General features: G+C 59.7%; 16 protein-coding genes. 2 read left to right on the forward strand and 14 right to left on the reverse strand.

Annotated elements, in window-relative coordinates; translation table 11 throughout:
• Window positions 1-132: 132 nt before the first annotated feature.
• From BLU76_RS23210 to puuE, 5 genes are all read right to left on the reverse strand, one after another.
• Window positions 133-1434, reverse strand: coding sequence for a urate hydroxylase PuuD (locus tag BLU76_RS23210; RefSeq protein WP_092147745.1), 1302 nt, complete (start codon window positions 1432-1434; stop codon window positions 133-135).
• A 51-nt stretch (window positions 1435-1485) separates the two neighbouring features.
• Complete coding sequence (locus BLU76_RS23215; RefSeq protein WP_092147750.1) at window positions 1486-1989, reverse strand: ureidoglycolate lyase; 504 nt, start codon at window positions 1987-1989, stop codon at window positions 1486-1488.
• Window positions 1990-2136: 147 nt separating this feature from the next.
• Entirely contained in the window at window positions 2137-3132 is a 996-nt protein-coding gene (gene alc / locus BLU76_RS23220; RefSeq protein ID WP_092147753.1) for an allantoicase, read from the reverse strand.
• Between the two features lie 54 nt (window positions 3133-3186).
• Entirely contained in the window at window positions 3187-3702 is a 516-nt protein-coding gene (uraD, locus tag BLU76_RS23225) for a 2-oxo-4-hydroxy-4-carboxy-5-ureidoimidazoline decarboxylase (RefSeq protein ID WP_092224656.1), read from the reverse strand.
• Window positions 3699-4640, reverse strand: a complete 942-nt coding sequence (puuE, locus tag BLU76_RS23230) for an allantoinase PuuE (protein ID WP_063324813.1) — start codon at window positions 4638-4640, stop codon at window positions 3699-3701. Before puuE ends, uraD begins: the two co-directional genes overlap by 4 nt.
• A 413-nt stretch (window positions 4641-5053) precedes the next feature.
• Between puuE and uraH the strand changes: the two genes are divergently transcribed.
• Window positions 5054-5407 carry a hydroxyisourate hydrolase gene (gene uraH / locus BLU76_RS23235; RefSeq protein WP_092224658.1) on the forward strand — a complete coding sequence of 118 codons (354 nt, stop codon included), beginning with the start codon at window positions 5054-5056 and terminating at the stop codon, window positions 5405-5407.
• A 96-nt stretch (window positions 5408-5503) separates the two neighbouring features.
• Here uraH and BLU76_RS23240 read toward each other — a convergent pair whose 3' ends face one another.
• The 5 genes from BLU76_RS23240 to BLU76_RS23260 form a co-directional block, all read right to left on the reverse strand.
• Entirely contained in the window at window positions 5504-7093 is a 1590-nt protein-coding gene (locus BLU76_RS23240; protein WP_139199629.1) for a hypothetical protein, read from the reverse strand.
• Between the two features lie 174 nt (window positions 7094-7267).
• On the reverse strand, window positions 7268-10984 hold the full coding sequence (locus BLU76_RS23245) for a calcium-binding protein (protein WP_177344751.1): 3717 nt from the start codon (window positions 10982-10984) through the stop codon (window positions 7268-7270).
• A 121-nt stretch (window positions 10985-11105) separates the two neighbouring features.
• A complete protein-coding gene (locus tag BLU76_RS23250; RefSeq protein WP_092224662.1) occupies window positions 11106-11735 on the reverse strand; it encodes a LysE family translocator in 630 nt (209 codons plus the stop codon).
• A gap of 63 nt (window positions 11736-11798) precedes the next feature.
• A complete protein-coding gene (locus BLU76_RS23255; protein WP_063324817.1) occupies window positions 11799-13148 on the reverse strand; it encodes an NCS2 family permease in 1350 nt (449 codons plus the stop codon).
• Window positions 13149-13481: 333 nt separating this feature from the next.
• Entirely contained in the window at window positions 13482-13928 is a 447-nt protein-coding gene (locus BLU76_RS23260; RefSeq protein ID WP_092147764.1) for a MarR family winged helix-turn-helix transcriptional regulator, read from the reverse strand.
• An 81-nt stretch (window positions 13929-14009) separates the two neighbouring features.
• Here BLU76_RS23260 and BLU76_RS23265 point away from each other — a divergent pair, with 81 nt between their 5' ends.
• Complete coding sequence (locus BLU76_RS23265; RefSeq protein WP_092224664.1) at window positions 14010-15176, forward strand: aminotransferase-like domain-containing protein; 1167 nt, start codon at window positions 14010-14012, stop codon at window positions 15174-15176.
• 79 nt (window positions 15177-15255) lie between these two features.
• On the opposite strand, the gene BLU76_RS23270 is transcribed toward BLU76_RS23265, so the two are convergent.
• The 4 genes from BLU76_RS23270 to BLU76_RS23285 form a co-directional block, all read right to left on the reverse strand.
• Complete coding sequence (locus BLU76_RS23270) at window positions 15256-15627, reverse strand: glutathione S-transferase N-terminal domain-containing protein (RefSeq protein ID WP_092147896.1); 372 nt, start codon at window positions 15625-15627, stop codon at window positions 15256-15258.
• A 104-nt stretch (window positions 15628-15731) separates the two neighbouring features.
• Window positions 15732-16277 (reverse strand): GTP cyclohydrolase I FolE, encoded by a 546-nt coding sequence (gene folE / locus BLU76_RS23275; protein ID WP_072348971.1) that lies wholly within the window; start codon window positions 16275-16277, stop codon window positions 15732-15734.
• Between the two features lie 77 nt (window positions 16278-16354).
• Entirely contained in the window at window positions 16355-16912 is a 558-nt protein-coding gene (locus tag BLU76_RS23280; protein ID WP_025214971.1) for a Smr/MutS family protein, read from the reverse strand.
• A 73-nt stretch (window positions 16913-16985) separates the two neighbouring features.
• Window positions 16986-17306: a hypothetical protein gene (locus tag BLU76_RS23285; RefSeq protein WP_063324821.1), complete on the reverse strand. Its 321-nt coding sequence runs from the start codon at window positions 17304-17306 to the stop codon at window positions 16986-16988.
• Between the last annotated feature and the right edge of the window lie 61 nt (window positions 17307-17367).

Genomic DNA, 17367 nt, shown 5'->3' on the forward strand with positions numbered 1-17367 from the left:
GCTGGCGTTTCGGTCAGGATTCGATGATTTTTTTACGCTGCCCGGGTGTGAACGGCCGCGCAGGGTACGGGCTTGTCCTGGTGGGATCAAGTGCCCTGCAACGGCGCATTCGCGGCGAATTTGGGGCGCGGCTCAGTTGGTCCGCGCGCCCTGGTTGATCCACGCGCCGATCAGGTCGCGTTCCTGCTGGGTCATCTGGGTGATGTTGCCCAAGGGCATGATCTGGGTGGCCACGGCCTGGGCCTGGATGCGCGCAGCCTGTTGCTGGATCTGCTCTGGTGTATCGAACATCACCCCACCTGGCGCGGCGCTGAACAACGGGCTGGTGGGCTTGGCCGAATGGCAGACCGAACAGCGCTCCTGGATCACGCTGTGGACCTTCTCGAACGATGGGCCCTGAGCGTTGGCGGCCTGAGTGGGTGCCGATGCCGGTGCGGCCGGGGCGGTTGCCGGTTTCGCGCCGCCACCCACTGCCGTTTCCGGCAACGGTTGGTACTCGATCACGCCAGGTACCTTGGCTACTTCCGGCGTGGTGGGCATGGGCTTGGGCCCCGTGACATAAGCCAGGCAGATCATCGCCAAAGCACCGACTGGCAGCGTCCAGGCAAACCGGTTGCTGTCATGGCGCGTGTTGAAGTAATGCCGCACCAACACCGCCGCCACGGCGATCCCGGCCAGGATCAGCCAGTTGTACTGGCTGCCGTAGGTGCTCGGGAAATGGTTGCTGATCATGATGAACAGCACCGGCAGGGTGAAGTAGTTGTTGTGGCGCGAACGCAGCAAACCCTTGGCCGGCAACGCCGGATCGGGCGTGCGGTTCTCGGCGATGGCCGCCACCAGCGCACGTTGGGCTGGCATGATGATGCGGAACACGTTGCCGACCATGATCGTGCCGATGACCGCCCCGACGTGCAGGTAGGCACCGCGACCGCTGAACACCTTGCTGAACCCATAGGCGGCGGCGATCAACAGCACAAACAGGATCAAACCGAGCAGGGCGGGGCGCTTGCCCAGGGCCGAGTCGCAGAGAAAGGAATAGACGAACCAGCCGACGAACAACGAGCCGATACCCAGCGCCACGCCTTCGGGGCCGCTGAGGCTGCTGCCGGGGGCCAGCAGGTATAGGGTCGGGTTCCAATAGAACACCACGCACAGCAGCGCGACACCCGACATCCAGGTGAAATACGCTTCCCACTTGAACCAGTGCAGGTTGTCCGGCATGGACGGTGGCGCGAGTTTGTATTTTTCCAGGTGGTAGATGCCGCCACCGTGGATGGCCCACAAGTCACCAGCCAGACCACTTTTTGGATTGACGCGATTGAGGTTGTTTTCCAGCCAGACGAAGTAGAACGACGCGCCGATCCAGGCCACGCCAGTGATCATATGAACCCAGCGCACGCTCAGGTTCAGCCATTCCAGCATATGTGCTTCCACAGTCTTTACCTCTCGCCCGTCACGCTTGTCTGCGCGTGATCGGACCTTCTCTTATTGGTGGGGGGCGAGGATTAGAAATTCATCCTCTTGGAAAAAATGCTCATCGCAGTTATTGCCTGTGCCACTGCGATCAACCACCAGGAAGTCATCCCGCTTTTCGATCGTCAGCACCGGGTGGTGCCAGACGCCGCGATGGTAATTAATGCCCTGCCTGCCGTTGGTGACGAAGGCGCGGACCAAGCCTGATACAGGTGCATCGCCAAGTGGCGCGACCACGATCAGAAAGGGGTTGCCGAGCAGCGGAATGAACGCCTGGCTGCCCAGCGGATGGCGCTCCAGCATGCGCACGGTCAACGGCATCTCCAACGCGTCGGCGCGGAAGATGCTGATGATCGCCTGATCGTCCGGCGTGGCGGTTTGCACCGTTGCCAGGCGATGGAAGCGCATGGTCGAGCCGTTGTTGATCATGAAGTGATCGCTGCCATCGGTTTCGATCACGTCACCGAACGGGGCGAAGGCTTCTTTGGTCAACGGTTCGATCTTGAGTGTGCGCATGCTGGTCTTCTTATCCAAAAAATTCTGTGTCGTTTGTTCAGCTTTTGTGGCGAGGGAGCTTGCTCCCGCTGGGTCGCGAAGCGGCCCTCGAAATGGGACTGCTGCGCAGTCCAGCGGGAGCAAGCTCCCTCGCCACAGGTGCGGTGTCTACTTCGCTATCTTGCCCAGCACCCGCAGACGACTCACGCCACCATCCGGGAACACGTTCAGGCGAATGTGGGTGATCGGTCCCAGGACCTTGATCTGCTCGGCGAAGGTGTGTTCGGCGTGCATTTCCAGTTTCTGGCTCGGCAGCAGCTCGCGCCAGAACAGCGATTGGGTTTCGATCTGGCTGTCGGTGCCGCCCTTGACGAACGCGCCCTGGATCGAGCAACTGTCGGGGTAGTTGCCCTTGAAGTGCAGGGTGTCGACGATGACTTGCTCAACGATGCCGGCGTGGCCCAGGGCGACGATGACCCAGTCATTGCCCGGGGTGCGACGACGGGCGGTTTCCCAGCCATCACCCATGTTGACGCCACGACCCGGGTTGAGGATGTTGCTCATGCGGCCGAAGTGTTCATCGGAGCAGGCCAGGGCACGGCCTCCGTTGAGGGCTGCGGCCAGGTCGATCTGTTCGTTGTCGCCCACGGCCGACCAGTCGCGGTACGGAATGCCGTAGACCCGCAACCGAGCCACGCCGCCATCGGGGTAAATATTGAAACGCAGATGGCTGAAGGCCTGGTCGTTGTTGATTTCGTGATAGTGGTGGCTGTTGCCTTGCAACTCGACGGCCGACAGCACTTCAGTCCATTGGGTGTTTTCGTCTGGCTCGCCTTCAGTCAGGAAGCAGGCTTCGAGGGAGGCCGACGGGGGATAGTTACCGGTGAAGAATGAGGTGTCGATGTCCACGCCTTTGATCGAACCCGCCACGCCCAGGCGGATCACTGCGCTGTCGTAGCCTTCGAAGCGCTTGCGCCGCGATTCCCAGCCGTCCATCCACTTGCCGTTGTCGTCGAACACGCCCTCCTTCCACACGGCCGGGGTCGGCTGGAACAGACGGTTGGCGTCGGCGAACCAGTCATCGGTGACCGAGATGATCTTGGTGCCGAGGCGGGCGTCGGCCAGGTTGACGAACTTCTCGAAAGGTACGGCGTAAGCTTTCATTCTTCTTGTCTGCCTTTAATAAGTTGGCTGGGGATGCTTGCAGGAGGCTGCTCGCTAAAGGGTCAGTAGTCGGAACAACGCGATCTTGTTGATCTCTGCCAGCGCGCATTTGAATTCGGTGTCTACCGAGTGATGGATGCGCGTTTCGAACGCCGCGAGGATCTGATGCCGGTTGCTGCCTTTTACCGCCATGATGAAGGGAAACTTGAACTTGGCCTTGTAGGCGTCGTTCAGCTCGGTGAAGCGTTGGAACTCTTCGGCCGTGCATTGGTGAATACCGGCGCCAGCTTGTTCATTCGTGCTGGCTTCGGTCAGTTGGCCCTGGACGGCGGCTTTGCCGGCCAAGTCCGGGTGAGCGTTGATCAGGGCCAACTGGCTGGCGTGATCGGCGCTCAACAGGATATCGCTCATGCGCAGGTGCAGGGTTTCGATCTGGTCGATCGACGGGTCCTGGCCCAGGTCGAAAGCCTTTTCGGCGACCCATGGCGAATGTTCGTAGATGTCGGCAAAAGCCCGGATGAAGGCTTCACGGCTCAAGGTCGAGGGCTTGAGGGTCTGGAAGGCGCTCATTTCGACGCTCCTGGTTTCGAAGCCCCTTGATACGGATGGGTCTGCTGCCAGTGACGCGCAATGTCGACACGACGACTGAACCAGACGTGTTCATGGCCTTTGACGTATTCGAGGAAACGCTTGAGGGACGCCAGGCGGGCAGGGCGGCCGATCAGGCGGCAATGCAAGCCTATGGAGAGCATCTTGGGGGCTTCGGCGCCTTCGGCATACAGCACGTCGAAGGCGTCCTTGAGGTATTGGAAGAAATCATCGCCCTTGTTGAAACCCTGCACCTGGGTGAAGCGCATGTCGTTGGTGTCGAGGGTGTAGGGGATCACCAGATGCGGTTTGCCATTGGGCGTGTTCGGTTCCCAGTAGGGCAGGTCGTCGTCGTAGGTGTCGCTGTCATAGAGAAAACCGCCTTCCTCCATGACCAGCCGGCGGGTATTGGGGCCGGTGCGACCGGTGTACCAACCCAGCGGGCGCTCGCCAGTGATTTCGGTGAGGATGCGGATCGCTTCGAGCATGTGCTCGCGCTCCTGGGCCTCATCCATGTATTGGTAGTCGATCCAGCGATAGCCGTGGCTGCAGATTTCGTGACCGGCGGCGACCATGGCACGGATCACCTCCGGATGGCGCTGGGCGGCCATGGCCACGGCGAAAATGGTCAGCGGGATATCGAATGCCTTGAACAGCTTGAGGACCCGCCAGACCCCGGCACGGCTGCCATACTCGTACAGCGATTCCATGCTCATGTTGCGTTCGCCCTGCAGCGGTTGTGCCGCGACCATCTCCGAGAGGAACGCCTCGGATTCCTTGTCGCCATGCAGGATGTTGCGCTCGCCGCCTTCTTCGTAATTGAGCACGAAGGACAGGGCGATACGGGCATTGCCCGGCCACTGCGGATGGGGAGGGTTATTGCCGTAACCGATCAGGTCGCGTGGGTAGTCAGCGCTCACTGCAGTTTTCCTTCTTGTTCGAACCATGTGGGTGGCGCCCTGGCGATGGATCATAGGCTGGCGTCACGACGATGGAGTGATTGTATACAACTTTATATGCGATTTGTAAGCCTGGTTTTTTGCATTTTTCACCGCTGTCCCGGGTTTGTCTACACTGCAAGAAACCTGCCCATATGGTCAATTAATGGTTGGAAGAATGGCGTATCCGTTGGTTTGGCTTAAGATTGGGCGGGAACCTTTGTCGGGACGAGTGCCGACTGAATATCTGTTTTTTATTGTGTACAATTTTCTTTTAAAGTGTCTTAATTCGCTCATCGCCGTAGTGTTTCGTGCTCCGAAACGGTGCGGCCTGTCTTTCAACTGATTCAGGAGGCGTCGCGCCGGACTGCCCAGCAGCGAGGCACGCACAATCAATGGGATGTTTGACTACTCACGTTTTGGATGCTGCACACGGCTGCCCGGGCAGCTCGATCAAGGTCGAGTTGTACCGGGTGGAAGGTTCGCAACTGCAGCTGGTCGCCAGCGCGCTGACTAACAGCGACGGTCGCTGCGACGCGCCGCTGCTGCAAGGGGATAACTACCGTTCGGGCGTCTATCAGATTCAATTCCATGCCGGCGATTACTACCGCGCCCGTGGTGTCCAGTTGTCCGAGCCGGCGTTCCTGGATGTGGTGGTGCTGCGCTTCGGCATTTCGGCCGAGCAGGAGCATTACCACGTGCCCCTGCTGATTTCGCCTTACGCCTATTCAACCTATCGAGGCAGTTGAGCCCCCAAGCAACTGCCTGGTCCTGGAAGCCACTGCGCATAAAGCTTCTTTGGTTTTTCGCCCGCTCACACTGCGGGCTTTTTTTGCGCGGCGTATTTACAGCCTGGAATTGTCATCCCGGATGATGAAGACCGTGTCGGCAATGCCTGGACGGATTTCAGTACCGCCTTTGAGCCAGATGATTTTGTTGGCAGCGTGGGCGTCCCTGACGACTTTCGCCGCGGCTTCGCCGAGCTGGTTTTCCAGGAGGACGCCGGCTGTATTGGGGTCCAGGTACGTTGGCAGGGAAATCTTTGGGATCCTGGTGCGATGCAGGCTCATGAAAAATACATGGTCATGCTCGGCGCGTTGGAATACCAATGCCGGGAAACTATTGTAGGAGCTTGGCTCCATGACCGTGTAGCCGTTGCGGGTCAGAAGGGCGGCCATAAAGCGTTTGAACTCCACGGGTGTGTACGTCGACTGGAAAGAAAGCCACTGTCGCTGGAACCGCATGGGATCAAAATCCAGCCGCTCCAGCGTCCCCGTCGAAAATGGGGCGGGCAGGGTTATCGAGCGGGCAGCCCCTCTGGAGGAGGCCGTGGTCGCAAGCGTTGGCAGCATCAAGAGCGGATCGGACCATTGCGGATGCGGCGCGAGGTTGGCGTTTTTCCAGCCGTTGAAAATCTGGCGCAGGGCGGTCAAGCCCGCGGCATCGGCGAACGGTCCGTTATTGGCGAGTTCGAATTGCTTTCTTGCGATGTTTTCCAAGGTGACTGTCGTGACTTCTGGAAAACAATCCCTGACGTAAGCCGTCAGTGGTTTTTCAAAGGGAAGCCGGGCGTCAATTTCCCACTGGTTATCCGGTGGGATTTGCATTGCGCCTCGGGGCTGCTCGTCAGGCGTATGCCGGAGGGTAGCTTCCAACAGGTCAAAATCATAGGTGGGATGAGTGGGCGGCTGAACGTAGGCGATCGGATGTTCTCGCGCGTCGCTGCGTGTCACCACCTTGTAGTGGACGTTGTCCAGGGTGATGAACTCGGACACCATGAATCTTGGGTCGATCCCCCAATTCTTACTGAATACCGGGGCGCTTTGCCCAGGTGCTTCGCTTTGTGAGGTCGTCGCGCGCTGACGCTTAGGCGCGGTCACTGGCGACGCCTCATCATCCGATAGCCTATGGGGCGTGGAAGCAAGATCGGAATCATCGTCGTGCATCGCCTCTCGGTGCGGAATCTGACGCCATAGGTGGCTGCCTTCCACTTGCTCCAGGCGTGGTCCGGAAGCGACGAGTTCGATGCCTGATCGGGCCCTGTAGTTCTGTTCGGAATCGCGTCCAAGCAGCACCGTCCCACCCTCTGAAAGCTCGACGTAAGTGCGTGTCCTGAACGTCCGGATCCCAGACGTTGCGTCCGGCTCCGATAACATGGGCACCAGCTCGGGTGAAAGGTAGTAGTCGTCCAGCGATACCGAGGCAGGGGCTTCACGGATGGTGGCCGGTGATGCCATTTCGGATATCTGAATGGTCGAGAGCAAAGATTCAGGCGTTTCGATCGCGTGCTCGGTTGGCGAGACGGATGGTGGATCGATTCCCTCTCCCCTCACTGGGTTTGCGAGCGTTGTTTCCGCTGTCGTATCGCGGCTGGAGTGAGGTGTATCGGGGGGCGACTTTGGCGGCTTGGGCCGGGTGTTTTGTCTTGGACTCATTGAAAATGCCTGTTCTTGAGTTTGAAAAATAGTGTTGATTCATGCGGCCATGAAGCGAGCGGCCTGTCGCATAGCGGGCAGGCCCAGGGCTTGAGAATGTTCGTGGAAAACCAACAGGCAGATGCGGTACATATGTATGGCGTCTGGAAAAAACTTCGAAAAGATGCCTGAAGCCTATATCTGTTCGGGAGAGGGCTCAGCCAATGAGAGGAGCCAGCCCATTTGCGAAAGCCTGATGCCGAAGACCGCGCTCAGGGCTAGCGCCCGGGCAAACATCACCGAGTGTGCCAATGTGACGCTCTCCATCAATTCCACGCACTTGCCACGCAACGAACGCAGGGCTTCATCCCCCATGGGTGGGGTCTGGCTGAGGCCATCGCGGGCCAGGTCCTGATAGATCTGGAGGGCGTGTTCACACAGGTCTGTTTTTTTCAGGTCCGCCGTCTCAATGACTCGGGACTTATCGGTGTCGAGGATCCATTGGCGGGTTTTGAGGTTATAGCTCAAGTTGCCGGGAGACCCATCCTTGACAGCAATGTGAAGGACCTTCAGTTCTTCGGATGCCAGGCTGGACAGTTCGCTGGGCAACACTGCGCTGGGATCGGCGAGTGGGACAAAGTACCGGCCATCGAGCGCTTCTACATAAACTCGCTCGAACAGACTGTCGACAGCATGGACAACGCCTCGTGCGGTGATGACGCGTATCTGGTCGACAAGGTCTCCAGCTTCATGGACTGGAAGATGAATGATTGCTGTGCCGATCCGCAGCAGGTTGGAAGAAAACGTGATCTCAACTGGCCCGAGGTGCCGGGCGTCGAGTTCCCATAGCGAGGCCCGGGGGAGTCGAGGATTGGCGCCGGCCAGCGCGCCCGGCGTGGACAGGCGTAGCGTCATGTCCGGGCTCAAGTGAACAAGGTAGGTGGCGCCTTCGCCAATCAGGACTTCGATGCCTGTCTGTTCGGTAGGGGATGTGAGCAGGGCGCAGGCTGCCCAACTGCGCATGTAGTGGGGATGCTTGTCCAAGGGCTGTAGGTAGGCGTAGTGCTTTCTCGTCGGTGTGAGTGCCCGTGGCGCTTCTGTTTTCCACTCGACCGGCTCTTTACCGATGAATGTTTTGTCCAGCAACAGATCATAGTCAGGCGAGGGTTGGACCAGACGGTAGGATGAGCCGTCGTTCATGACCAGAATGAACGTGTGATGCGAACCCAAGGCGGAAAATGCACGCCGCCCTGTCTGCGGGTTTTGCGCGCTATAACGTTCATCGGAACTTGCCAGGTTCTTCAAGACGACTCGGCGAACGCCAAAGTGTAATGTCAGGCCACATTCGCCGTATTTCACGGTATCCCCTTCGGCTTCCTGAGTGGCGTGGGCGCTGTAATGGGCTTCGATACGGGTCAGTTCAGCGTCGCTATAGTCCAAATGGAGGGTGGTGGAGAATTTGCTTTTTTGCTTGACCTTGAGCCGGGTGAGTTCATTGATGCGCGAAACATAAAAACTCGTGTCTTTGTCATGGGCGATCTGCTGCTCGCTTCGTCCATTGAGAATGGCCGGGTTTCGTGGTGTTCCTGCCTGCACCACGATGGCTTCAATGTCCAGCGGACCGCGGTGCTCGATCGTGTCAGGCAGGTCGGGTACCAAATGGTAGCCATCCTGGGTGATGAACGTCAGCCTATTGTTTTGTAGGGGGCTTGGATAATCGGTGTCTTCATAGACGTTCCTGATGATGACTTTTCGAAGCGCCCAGTCGTTGGCATCGAAGCAGGACGTCAGAACCAAATGACCTTCTTCTATCCGCCAGCTTTCAATCAGGTCCGCTCTCCAGTCCAGAGCGATGACGCTGTTGCCTACGCCATCTTCGCTGATGGAGACACAACCGGGTTTATGCGCGATGGCATAGACGTCATCGCCAGGTCCACCGTCTGCGTTACGGTTGTTTCCATTCAGGAGAAAAATCCGGTCATTTCCCGCGCCGGCCTCGATTGAGTCATTGCCGCGGGATTTAATAATGTTCGGGCCGGCGCTACCCTTGATGACGTTGGCACCGCCCTCGGGGACTTCGACATTTTCAATGCCTTCAAGGCGCGCATGGGGAGTGTGTTCGCTCTCTGTTTGATGACTGGCTTGAGTGATGACGGATACGTGCCCGGCCTCCAGGTCGACCTGATAGCCCAGGCGCGGCTCCTGACTATTGCGGGTGCGACCTGATAAGATGAGCGTATCGTTGCCTAGGCCTCCCACCAGGGTATTCGTTGTTTGTCCTCCACTGAGAGACTCTGCCGAGCCCTCGAAGATGAAAACGTCATCTTTCACGCCGCCGGTCAGTTTTTTAACGCCCGCCCCGTAATGGAAGACATTTGGCTGGTTTTCAACGCCTAGAACCGTGTCGTCGCCACCGCCGATATACCAATGGATGCCTTTATCTTCCGCCGACGTTTCAATGACTGCGCCGGGCGTCTGAGCAGTAACGCCACTTCGCGCGTCGATCCAGTCGTCGCTGTCCTTGATCCTGGGACGTACTGTGGTCGCCTGGTATTGTTCTCCCGTCCACCAATTCCAAGTGGTGTAGGTCACCGGTTCGAGTTCTACGGTGAATGCTCCGTTTACGATCGCCTCAGTGCTGTCTTTCAATGGGCCCTTGAGCAAGTACAAGGCATTGGCCCGCAGCCGCTTGGTATGTTCGGCGGTCGCCTTGGCGAGGGTGTAGCGATCCTGGATGTCTTTATCAGGGCTGATTGCCCAGAAAGCGAGCCAACCGGTGCGCAGGCGCTCGTGCGCGGTGAGTTCGATATAGTCGTCGATTTCATCGACTTGACGAATCGCGCCCCAGATTTGTGATCCCACCACCAGGATAAGCCCTGCGGCAAGGCCCACGGGTCCGGCTGAACTGAAGCCTGCCAGTGCGGCGATGCCGAGGGTCAAGCTCATGGCCGCACTGGTGACGCTCAAGGCGGCGCTGACGTAGTGGTCGGTGGCTTCCTTGCCGGTGGCGCGGGCGGCGGCCTTGAAAGAGTCGACAGCGGCGATGATATCGAAAGGCAGTGTCAGTACGCTGGCGATCAGGCTGCTTCCACGGGCGAGCCTTATGGCGAAGCCTGTTTTGGCGAAATCCCTGAGGGCGCTCTGGCCGGCCTTGATCATCTGAGTGGCTTGTCGGGTCACCGCTGCCTCGACACCGATCGAGGCCATCTCGGCCGCCACGCCGGCCCCGTTGAAGACCGTCTGGTAAGCGTCCTTGTTCTGGATGGCGTCCTGCAGGCCTCGCAGACCGCTGTAGATGCCGAAGGCCTGGAGGCCAAGGCCCGTTGGGATGAGGAGGTTGCTCTTCGCTTGGCTCACCCAACTCATGGTTTGCGAGAGCGCATGGAGGTTGAGTCTCTGGGCGGCGTTCAAAAGCTTTTCAAGCGTGCTTCGATACCCGGTTGGTTCAGCCTGTGTATCAGGACTTTCTTTCAACAAGGGGCGCGCCGTGGGCGAACGTTGACTCGCCATTTCGAAAAGCAAAGTGGGTAACCGATAGTCGTCCACATCGCTGGTGATCGTCATACGCGTTTCGATGTCAACGGCGCTGAACTGCAGCGAGTTCAAGAAAAAGCGATTGGGGGTGCGGAAAAAAGTATTGTCCCCTGTCAGCGGTTGTCCATCGGTCGTGGCGCCCAACGCATCCAGGGCTGAACGGGTCACCTTCACGGTGCCGATAGAGAGTGGGCCATAAAGTTTATCCACGACATCGAGTTGGGCCTGCCGATGCTTGTGTTCGGCGCTGAGCGGCGTCTCATCGGCCACCCTGAAATCGAGTGTTTCGACGGTGTGCTCATTGGCATGAAAGCCCAGGTCCGTAATGACTACGGCGTGCTCGTCAGAAACAGGGGAGGGATAGAAAACCTTGGTCATTGTGAACGTCCTTGTTCAACGATGATGTGAATGGCCCTCTATCTAAGGTGTTTTCCTGAAGGGTGTACATCGATTGGTTGTTGCGGTGTTTTGCGAAAGCCCGACATGAAAAACGACGGGTTCAGTGACTGGACAGTAAAGAGGCTGCGCCCGCGCCGCTAAATAATCCTGCGCTGATGCGGTTGAACCAGTTCTGGCCTTTCCCCGTACGCAAATACCGCGCCGCGCCGTGGGCGCCGAGACCGTAGGCCAGCTTGCACAGCAGGTCGAGTACGGTCCAGGTGGCGATCATGATCAACAGTTGCGGCAGGAACGCTTGCTCGGCGCTCAAGAATTGCGGCAGGAACGCGGCGAAGAACAGGATGTCCTTCGGGTTGCTGGCGCCCAGCACGAACGCCCGGCCGAAGAGGGCGCCAAAGCGTGGGACGGCTGCGGCCTGGGGCACTTCGGCGCCTTGGGCGGGTTGGCGCGACTGCTGCCAGCTCTGCCAGGCTAGATAAAAAAGGTACAGCGCACCAACGATCTTCAGGGCGCTGAACAGTTGCTCCGAGGCCATCAACAACGCACCGAGCCCCAGCGCCGATGCGCTCAACAGGCAGATCGAGGCGATTACGCCGCCGAGGAACGCCGGGTACGAGCGGCGCAGGCCGTAGTTCAGGCTATTGCCGATCATCAACAGCGACAGAGGGCCGGGGATGAGGATCACCACCAAGGCGGCGCCGCTGAACAACAGCCAGGTTTCCAGATTCATTGCGTGGGTCCTCAGGTGCAAAAGCCTCATCCAAGGGATGAGGCGGGTGGCTAGGTGTATCGCTTACAAGAAGATGAACTTGGCGATGAAGATCGCGCAGAGCACCCACAGGCTGACGGAGATTTCCTTGTGTTTACCGGTGCCGGCCTTGAGCACCACATAGGTGATGAAACCCAGGGCGATACCGTCGGCGACCGAAAACGTCAGGGGCATCATGATGGCCGTGACGATGGCCGGGATACTGTCGGTCGCCTCGTCCCATTCGATATGGGCCATGCCGCCCATCATCAGCATGGCGACGTAGATCAACGCGCCGGCCGTGGCGTAGGCCGGGATCATCCCGGCCAGCGGTGCGAAGAACATGGCGGCAATAAATAGCACACCGACGGTCACGGCGGTAAGCCCCGTCCGGCCACCCGCCGCTACACCGGCGGCGCTTTCCACGTAGCTGGTCACCGGCGGCACGCCAACCATGGCGCCGAATACACTGGAGGCGCTGTCGGCTTTCAAGGCGCGGGACAGGTTCTCGATCTTGCCGTCGGCTTTCACCAGGCCGGCGCGCTGGGCAACGCCCATCAGGGTGCCGGCGGTGTCGAACATGTGCACGAACAGGAAGGCCAGCACCACGCTGATCATGCTGACGTTGAACACACCGGCTACGTCCATCGCCATCCAGGTGGGAGCCAGGCTCGGTGGTGTCGACATGACGCCGTTGTACTGCACCAATCCCAGGCCCCAACCGGCCAGGGTCACCGCGATGATGCTGATCAGGATCGCGCCGAACACGCGGTGATAACTGAGCACGGCGATCATCAGGAAGCACACCGCGGCCAACAATGGACCGGGCTCACGCAACGAGCCGAGCTTGATCAGGGTCGCGGGGCTGTCGACGATGATCCCGGCGGTTTTCAGGCCGATCAGTCCGAGGAACAAGCCGACCCCCGCGCCCATGGCGAACCGCAGGCTCACTGGAATGCTGTTGAGCAGCCACTCGCGCACCCGTGACAGGGTCAGGATCATGAACAGCACACCGGAAATGAACACCGCGCCCAACGCGGTTTCCCAGTTGTAGCCCATGGTCCCGACCACGGTGTAGGTGAAGAACGCGTTCAAACCCATGCCTGGCGCCAGGCCCACCGGCCAGTTGGCGTACAGTCCCATCAGCAGGCAACCCAGGGCCGCGGCGATGCAGGTGGCGACGAAGGCGGCGCCGTGATCGATGCCGGCGTCGGCCATGATGTTGGGGTTGACGAAGATGATGTAGGCCATGGTGATGAAGGTCGTCAGGCCGGCAATCAGCTCGGTCTTCACCGTGGTGCCATGCAAGCTGAGTTTGAAGATGCGCTCCAGCCAGCCACTGCGTAGCGGCGGCGAGAGGTCCAGCGTCCGGGCTTCGGGTTTGCGGCTTTCCACAGCGAGTACTCCTCAAGAGTCTTATTGTTATTTCCAGCACCGCATACGCCCTGGGGGTGGTTGCGATGCGCTGAGGCAGGTAAGGCTGGCGAAGTATGTTGACCTATTGGTCAGGAACTCGCACGAAGCGAATTATGCTTTTGTATACAAATAATGCAAATAATGTTTTCTGTGTTGTCGACGAAATGTCGGGCGATAGGGATATATCGCCGTTGCGGGCGCTATCGCGAGCACGCTTTGCTCCCACAGCGAGCGTCCGCTGAGACCCTCCGTGGGAGCAAGGCTTGCCCGCGATGGCGATAGACCGGGCAATACACAGCTTGCGGAGGAAACTCAGTCGACAGCCACCTGTCCCTTCCCCAGTGCCAGGTTTACCGCTAACCAGCCATTCACCGCCGCCTCCCCAGCCTCGGTAAACACCCGCTCCAGCAATTTCACCTGCTCACGCCGCAACGCCTGTTCGAACCGCTCGCCCTCGGCCGTCAGTTCCAGCAGCCGTTTACGCTTGTCGGTCTCGGACGCGACGCTGTTCACCAGGTGCATTTCCATCAGCTGCCGCAACGGCATGTTCAGCGCTTGCTTGCTCACGCCAAGAACCGCCAGCAACTCCTTCACGCTCAGGGACGGGTAGCGGGCGATGAAAAAAACGATTCGCTGGTGCACCCGGCTCAACCCGCGGCGCTCGAGCATTTCATCGGCCTTGGCGGTGAACGCCTGGTAACCGAAGAAGAACGCTTCCATGGCCATTTGTTGGGAAGTTGGGTTTTTAAGGTCAAGCATATTGACGTATCCACACGGGTCGGCGTAATTTCGGTCAACCAGTTTGACTCATTCCTCCCGTGCCCCGCTACAGGTGACCCCATGGCTTTTTCCGAACGTGTCTCGCGCCTCAAAAGTTCTTTGATTCGAGAAATCCTCGCGGCGGCGCAGCGCCCTGAAGTGATGTCGTTCGCCGGCGGCCTGCCGGCCGAAGCCATGCTGCCGAAAGTGGAATGGGCGGCCATGCCCTTGTCCATGGGCCAGTACGGCATGAGCGAAGGCGAACCCGCCCTGCGCGAAGCCCTGGCGGCCCAGGCGCGGGCGCTGGGTGTGGCCTGTGAGGCGAGTCAGGTGCTGGTGGTCAGCGGCTCCCAGCAAACCCTTGACCTGGCGGCCAAGCTGCACATCGACGTTGGGACTGAAGTGATGTTGGAAGCGCCCACTTACCTGGCGGCGTTGCAGATTTTCCAGCTGTTTGGCGCCGATTGCATCACGGTGCCCCTGGAAGCCGACGGTCCGGACCTGAAAGCGTTACGGGCTCGGCTGGAGCGGCATCGGCCGGCGTTCATCTACCTGATTCCGACCTTCCAGAACCCCTCGGCGGTGCGCTACAGCGAGACCAAGCGCGATGCCGTGGCGGCGCTGCTGGATGAGTTTGGCGTGACCCTGATCGAGGACGAACCCTACCGCGAGCTGACGTTCGATGGCGGCAGCGCCACGCCGATCGTCAGTCGCTTGAAGAAGGCCAGTTGGATCTACACCGGCACCGTGTCGAAAACCCTGTTGCCGGGGCTACGGGTAGGCTATTTGATTGCCAGTCCGGATCTGTTCCCGCATCTGCTGCGACTCAAGCAGTCAGCGGACCTGCACACCAATCGCATCGGCCAATGGCAGGCGTTGCAATGGATCGGCACCGAGCGGTACCGTCGCCATTTGAGTGAGCTGAGGGATTTTTACCGGGACCGCCGCGATCGGTTCCAGGCCGCGCTGGAGAAGCATTTCACCGACCTCGCGGACTGGAACGTGCCCGAGGGCGGGCTGTTCTTCTGGCTGACCCTCAAGCAACCGCTGGACACCCGCACCTTGCTCGCCGCCGCACTGGCTGCCGACGTGGCGTTCATGCCGGGGGAGCCCTTTTTCCCCGAGCCGGACCAGCACCCGGGGCACTTGCGTTTGAATTTCAGCCACATCGACCCGGCGCGGCTGGATGAAGGGCTCAAGCGCTTGGCGGGGGTGGTGCGGGAGGCGTTGGCGGCAAAAGCGGCTTGATATCAGGATTCTGCGGTGGCTGTCCGGGCCCCATCGCGAGCAAGCTCACGATGGGGCCAGTCGTCACGGTGGAAAATGGTCAGGCTGCCGAGAACCGCTTGTCCAGATACTCAATGATCACCTTGGACTCATACATCCAGGTGGTCTCGCCATTTTCTTCAATCCGCAGGCACGGCACCTTGATCCGGCCGCCTTGTTCCAGCAGTGTCTGGCGATCCTGCGCGTTGTTTTTCGCATCGCGCAGGGCCACCGGTACGTTGAGGCGGCGCAGGGTGCGGCGGGTTTTCACGCAGAACGGGCAGGCGTGGAACTGATACAGCGTCAGGCTGCGAGCGGCCTGCTCGACCTGCGCCTGGGCCTCGGCTGGGCGCTTTTTCTTGCCCGGGCGGGTGATGAAGTCGATGAAGATGATGAGCTGGCCCAAGCCAACCCGAAGCGCTTTGACGATCACGGTATTAAGCCTCGCGGCAGGGAAGAAGAGGGCGCGCAGCTTACCTGATTTTTCACAGGCGAAAAAAAACCGGCGATCAATGCCGGTTTTCTTCATGCGGCGGATTACTTGATGAGGCTGAGGAATTCGCTGCGAGTGGCGGCGTTTTCCCGGAACTCGCCGAGCATCACCGAGGTGATCATCGAGGAATTCTGCTTTTCCACACCGCGCATCATCATGCACATGTGCTTGGCCTCGATCACCACCGCCACGCCCAAGGCACCGGTCACTTGCTGGACCGCGTCGGCGATCTGGCGGCTGAGGTTCTCCTGGATCTGCAGGCGACGGGCATACATGTCGACGATGCGCGCGACTTTCGACAGACCCAGCACCTTGCCGCTCGGGATGTAGGCCACGTGAGCCTTGCCGATGAAAGGCAGCAGGTGGTGCTCGCACAACGAGTACAACTCGATGTCCTTGACCAGCACCATCTCGCTGTTGTCGGAGCTGAACAAGGCACCGTTGGTGACTTCTTCAAGGGTCTGTTCATAACCGCGGCAGAGGTACTGCATGGCCTTGGCAGCACGCTTGGGCGTGTCGAGCAGGCCCTCGCGGGAAACGTCCTCGCCCAATTGGCCGAGGATCGCGGAATAATTCTGTTCCAGAGACATGAAACTACCTGTGGGATTTTACGCAAAGGGCAAGGGTACGGTGGCGGACACGGCGCTGCAAGCTCGGCAATCGAGGGCTATTCGTCGCGACCTTCCATCATGGTGCGCTTGAGCATCACGTACACCGCTCCGGCGCCGCCGTGTTTTGCCTGGCAGGAGGTGAAGCCCAGCACTTGCGGGTGCTGGCGCAGCCAGGTGTTGACGTGGCTCTTGATCATCGGCCGCTTACCGTCCAGGCGCACGGCTTTGCCATGGGTGACGCGCACGCAGCGGATTTCGAATTTCGTGGCTTCGGCCAGGAACGCCCAAAGAGTTTCCCGGGCCTTTTCCACGGTCATGCCGTGCAGGTCGAGGCTGCCTTCGAAGGGGATCTGGCCGACCTTCAGCTTGCGCATCTGGCTTTCCTGGACACCGTCGCGTGCCCACATCAACTCGTCTTCCGGCCCGACGTCGATCACGAACTGATCGGACAAGCCATCCACGGTCGTGGCGTCGGTGCGCACGGTAGCGGCCTGGCGCAGCTTGGCGATTTGTGCGCGATCAGCCTTGGGCTTGCCGGTCTCGGCGCGGTCGTGCTTGATCGGTTTTACGCCCTGGATCGCACTTTTGAACAGGGAAAAGTCGTCGTCTTGCATGTCAGCCTCCGCGAAGCCGACCAGTTTACCCAACTCTGGCGGGATCAGGCGCGACAAAACGTCGGATGGCGGGTCAGTCGTGCTTTTTCATCAGGTGCGGAGCCATGGCCAGCTCCAGGGATTGGCGGGCGCGACGGCGGCAGCGGCGCCAGAGCCAGACGCCCAGCAACAACACGAAAAGACCGATCGCCAGGATGATCGCCGAACCCAGTGGGGTGGCATTCAATTCGCCCAGAGCGGGCGGGCGGCCCAGCAGGCTGGCCGCACCGGCCATGGCCAGCAACACACCGAGTGTTGCCAGTAGCGCGGCGATTGCCGCGCCAAAACGAAACCGCCAGTTACTCGGGCCCTTGGGCCGCAAGCGACGTGCGTCAAAACCATCGGATAACTTCATTCCGACCTTCCTCAATGGGTATCGGCCCTTCGACCGGAAGATGTTCGGGTTGTTCCTGAAG

The organism is Pseudomonas sp. NFACC08-1 (assembly GCF_900106735.1).
GTDB classification, from domain to species: domain Bacteria; phylum Pseudomonadota; class Gammaproteobacteria; order Pseudomonadales; family Pseudomonadaceae; genus Aquipseudomonas; species Aquipseudomonas fluorescens_Q.

Coding starts and splice junctions, on each gene's coding strand:
- uraH (WP_092224658.1), top strand. CDS start 5,054: ATGGGATGTTTGACTACTCACGTTTTGGATGCTGCACACGGCTGCCCG.
- BLU76_RS23240 (WP_139199629.1), bottom strand. CDS start 7,093: ATGAGTCCAAGACAAAACACCCGGCCCAAGCCGCCAAAGTCGCCCCCC.
- BLU76_RS23260 (WP_092147764.1), bottom strand. CDS start 13,928: ATGCTTGACCTTAAAAACCCAACTTCCCAACAAATGGCCATGGAAGCG.
- BLU76_RS23265 (WP_092224664.1), top strand. CDS start 14,010: ATGGCTTTTTCCGAACGTGTCTCGCGCCTCAAAAGTTCTTTGATTCGA.
- alc (WP_092147753.1), bottom strand. CDS start 3,132: ATGAAAGCTTACGCCGTACCTTTCGAGAAGTTCGTCAACCTGGCCGAC.
- BLU76_RS23215 (WP_092147750.1), bottom strand. CDS start 1,989: ATGCGCACACTCAAGATCGAACCGTTGACCAAAGAAGCCTTCGCCCCG.
- folE (WP_072348971.1), bottom strand. CDS start 16,277: ATGTCTCTGGAACAGAATTATTCCGCGATCCTCGGCCAATTGGGCGAG.
- BLU76_RS23285 (WP_063324821.1), bottom strand. CDS start 17,306: ATGAAGTTATCCGATGGTTTTGACGCACGTCGCTTGCGGCCCAAGGGC.
- BLU76_RS23245 (WP_177344751.1), bottom strand. CDS start 10,984: ATGACCAAGGTTTTCTATCCCTCCCCTGTTTCTGACGAGCACGCCGTA.
- BLU76_RS23250 (WP_092224662.1), bottom strand. CDS start 11,735: ATGAATCTGGAAACCTGGCTGTTGTTCAGCGGCGCCGCCTTGGTGGTG.
- BLU76_RS23280 (WP_025214971.1), bottom strand. CDS start 16,912: ATGCAAGACGACGACTTTTCCCTGTTCAAAAGTGCGATCCAGGGCGTA.
- uraD (WP_092224656.1), bottom strand. CDS start 3,702: ATGAGCGCCTTCCAGACCCTCAAGCCCTCGACCTTGAGCCGTGAAGCC.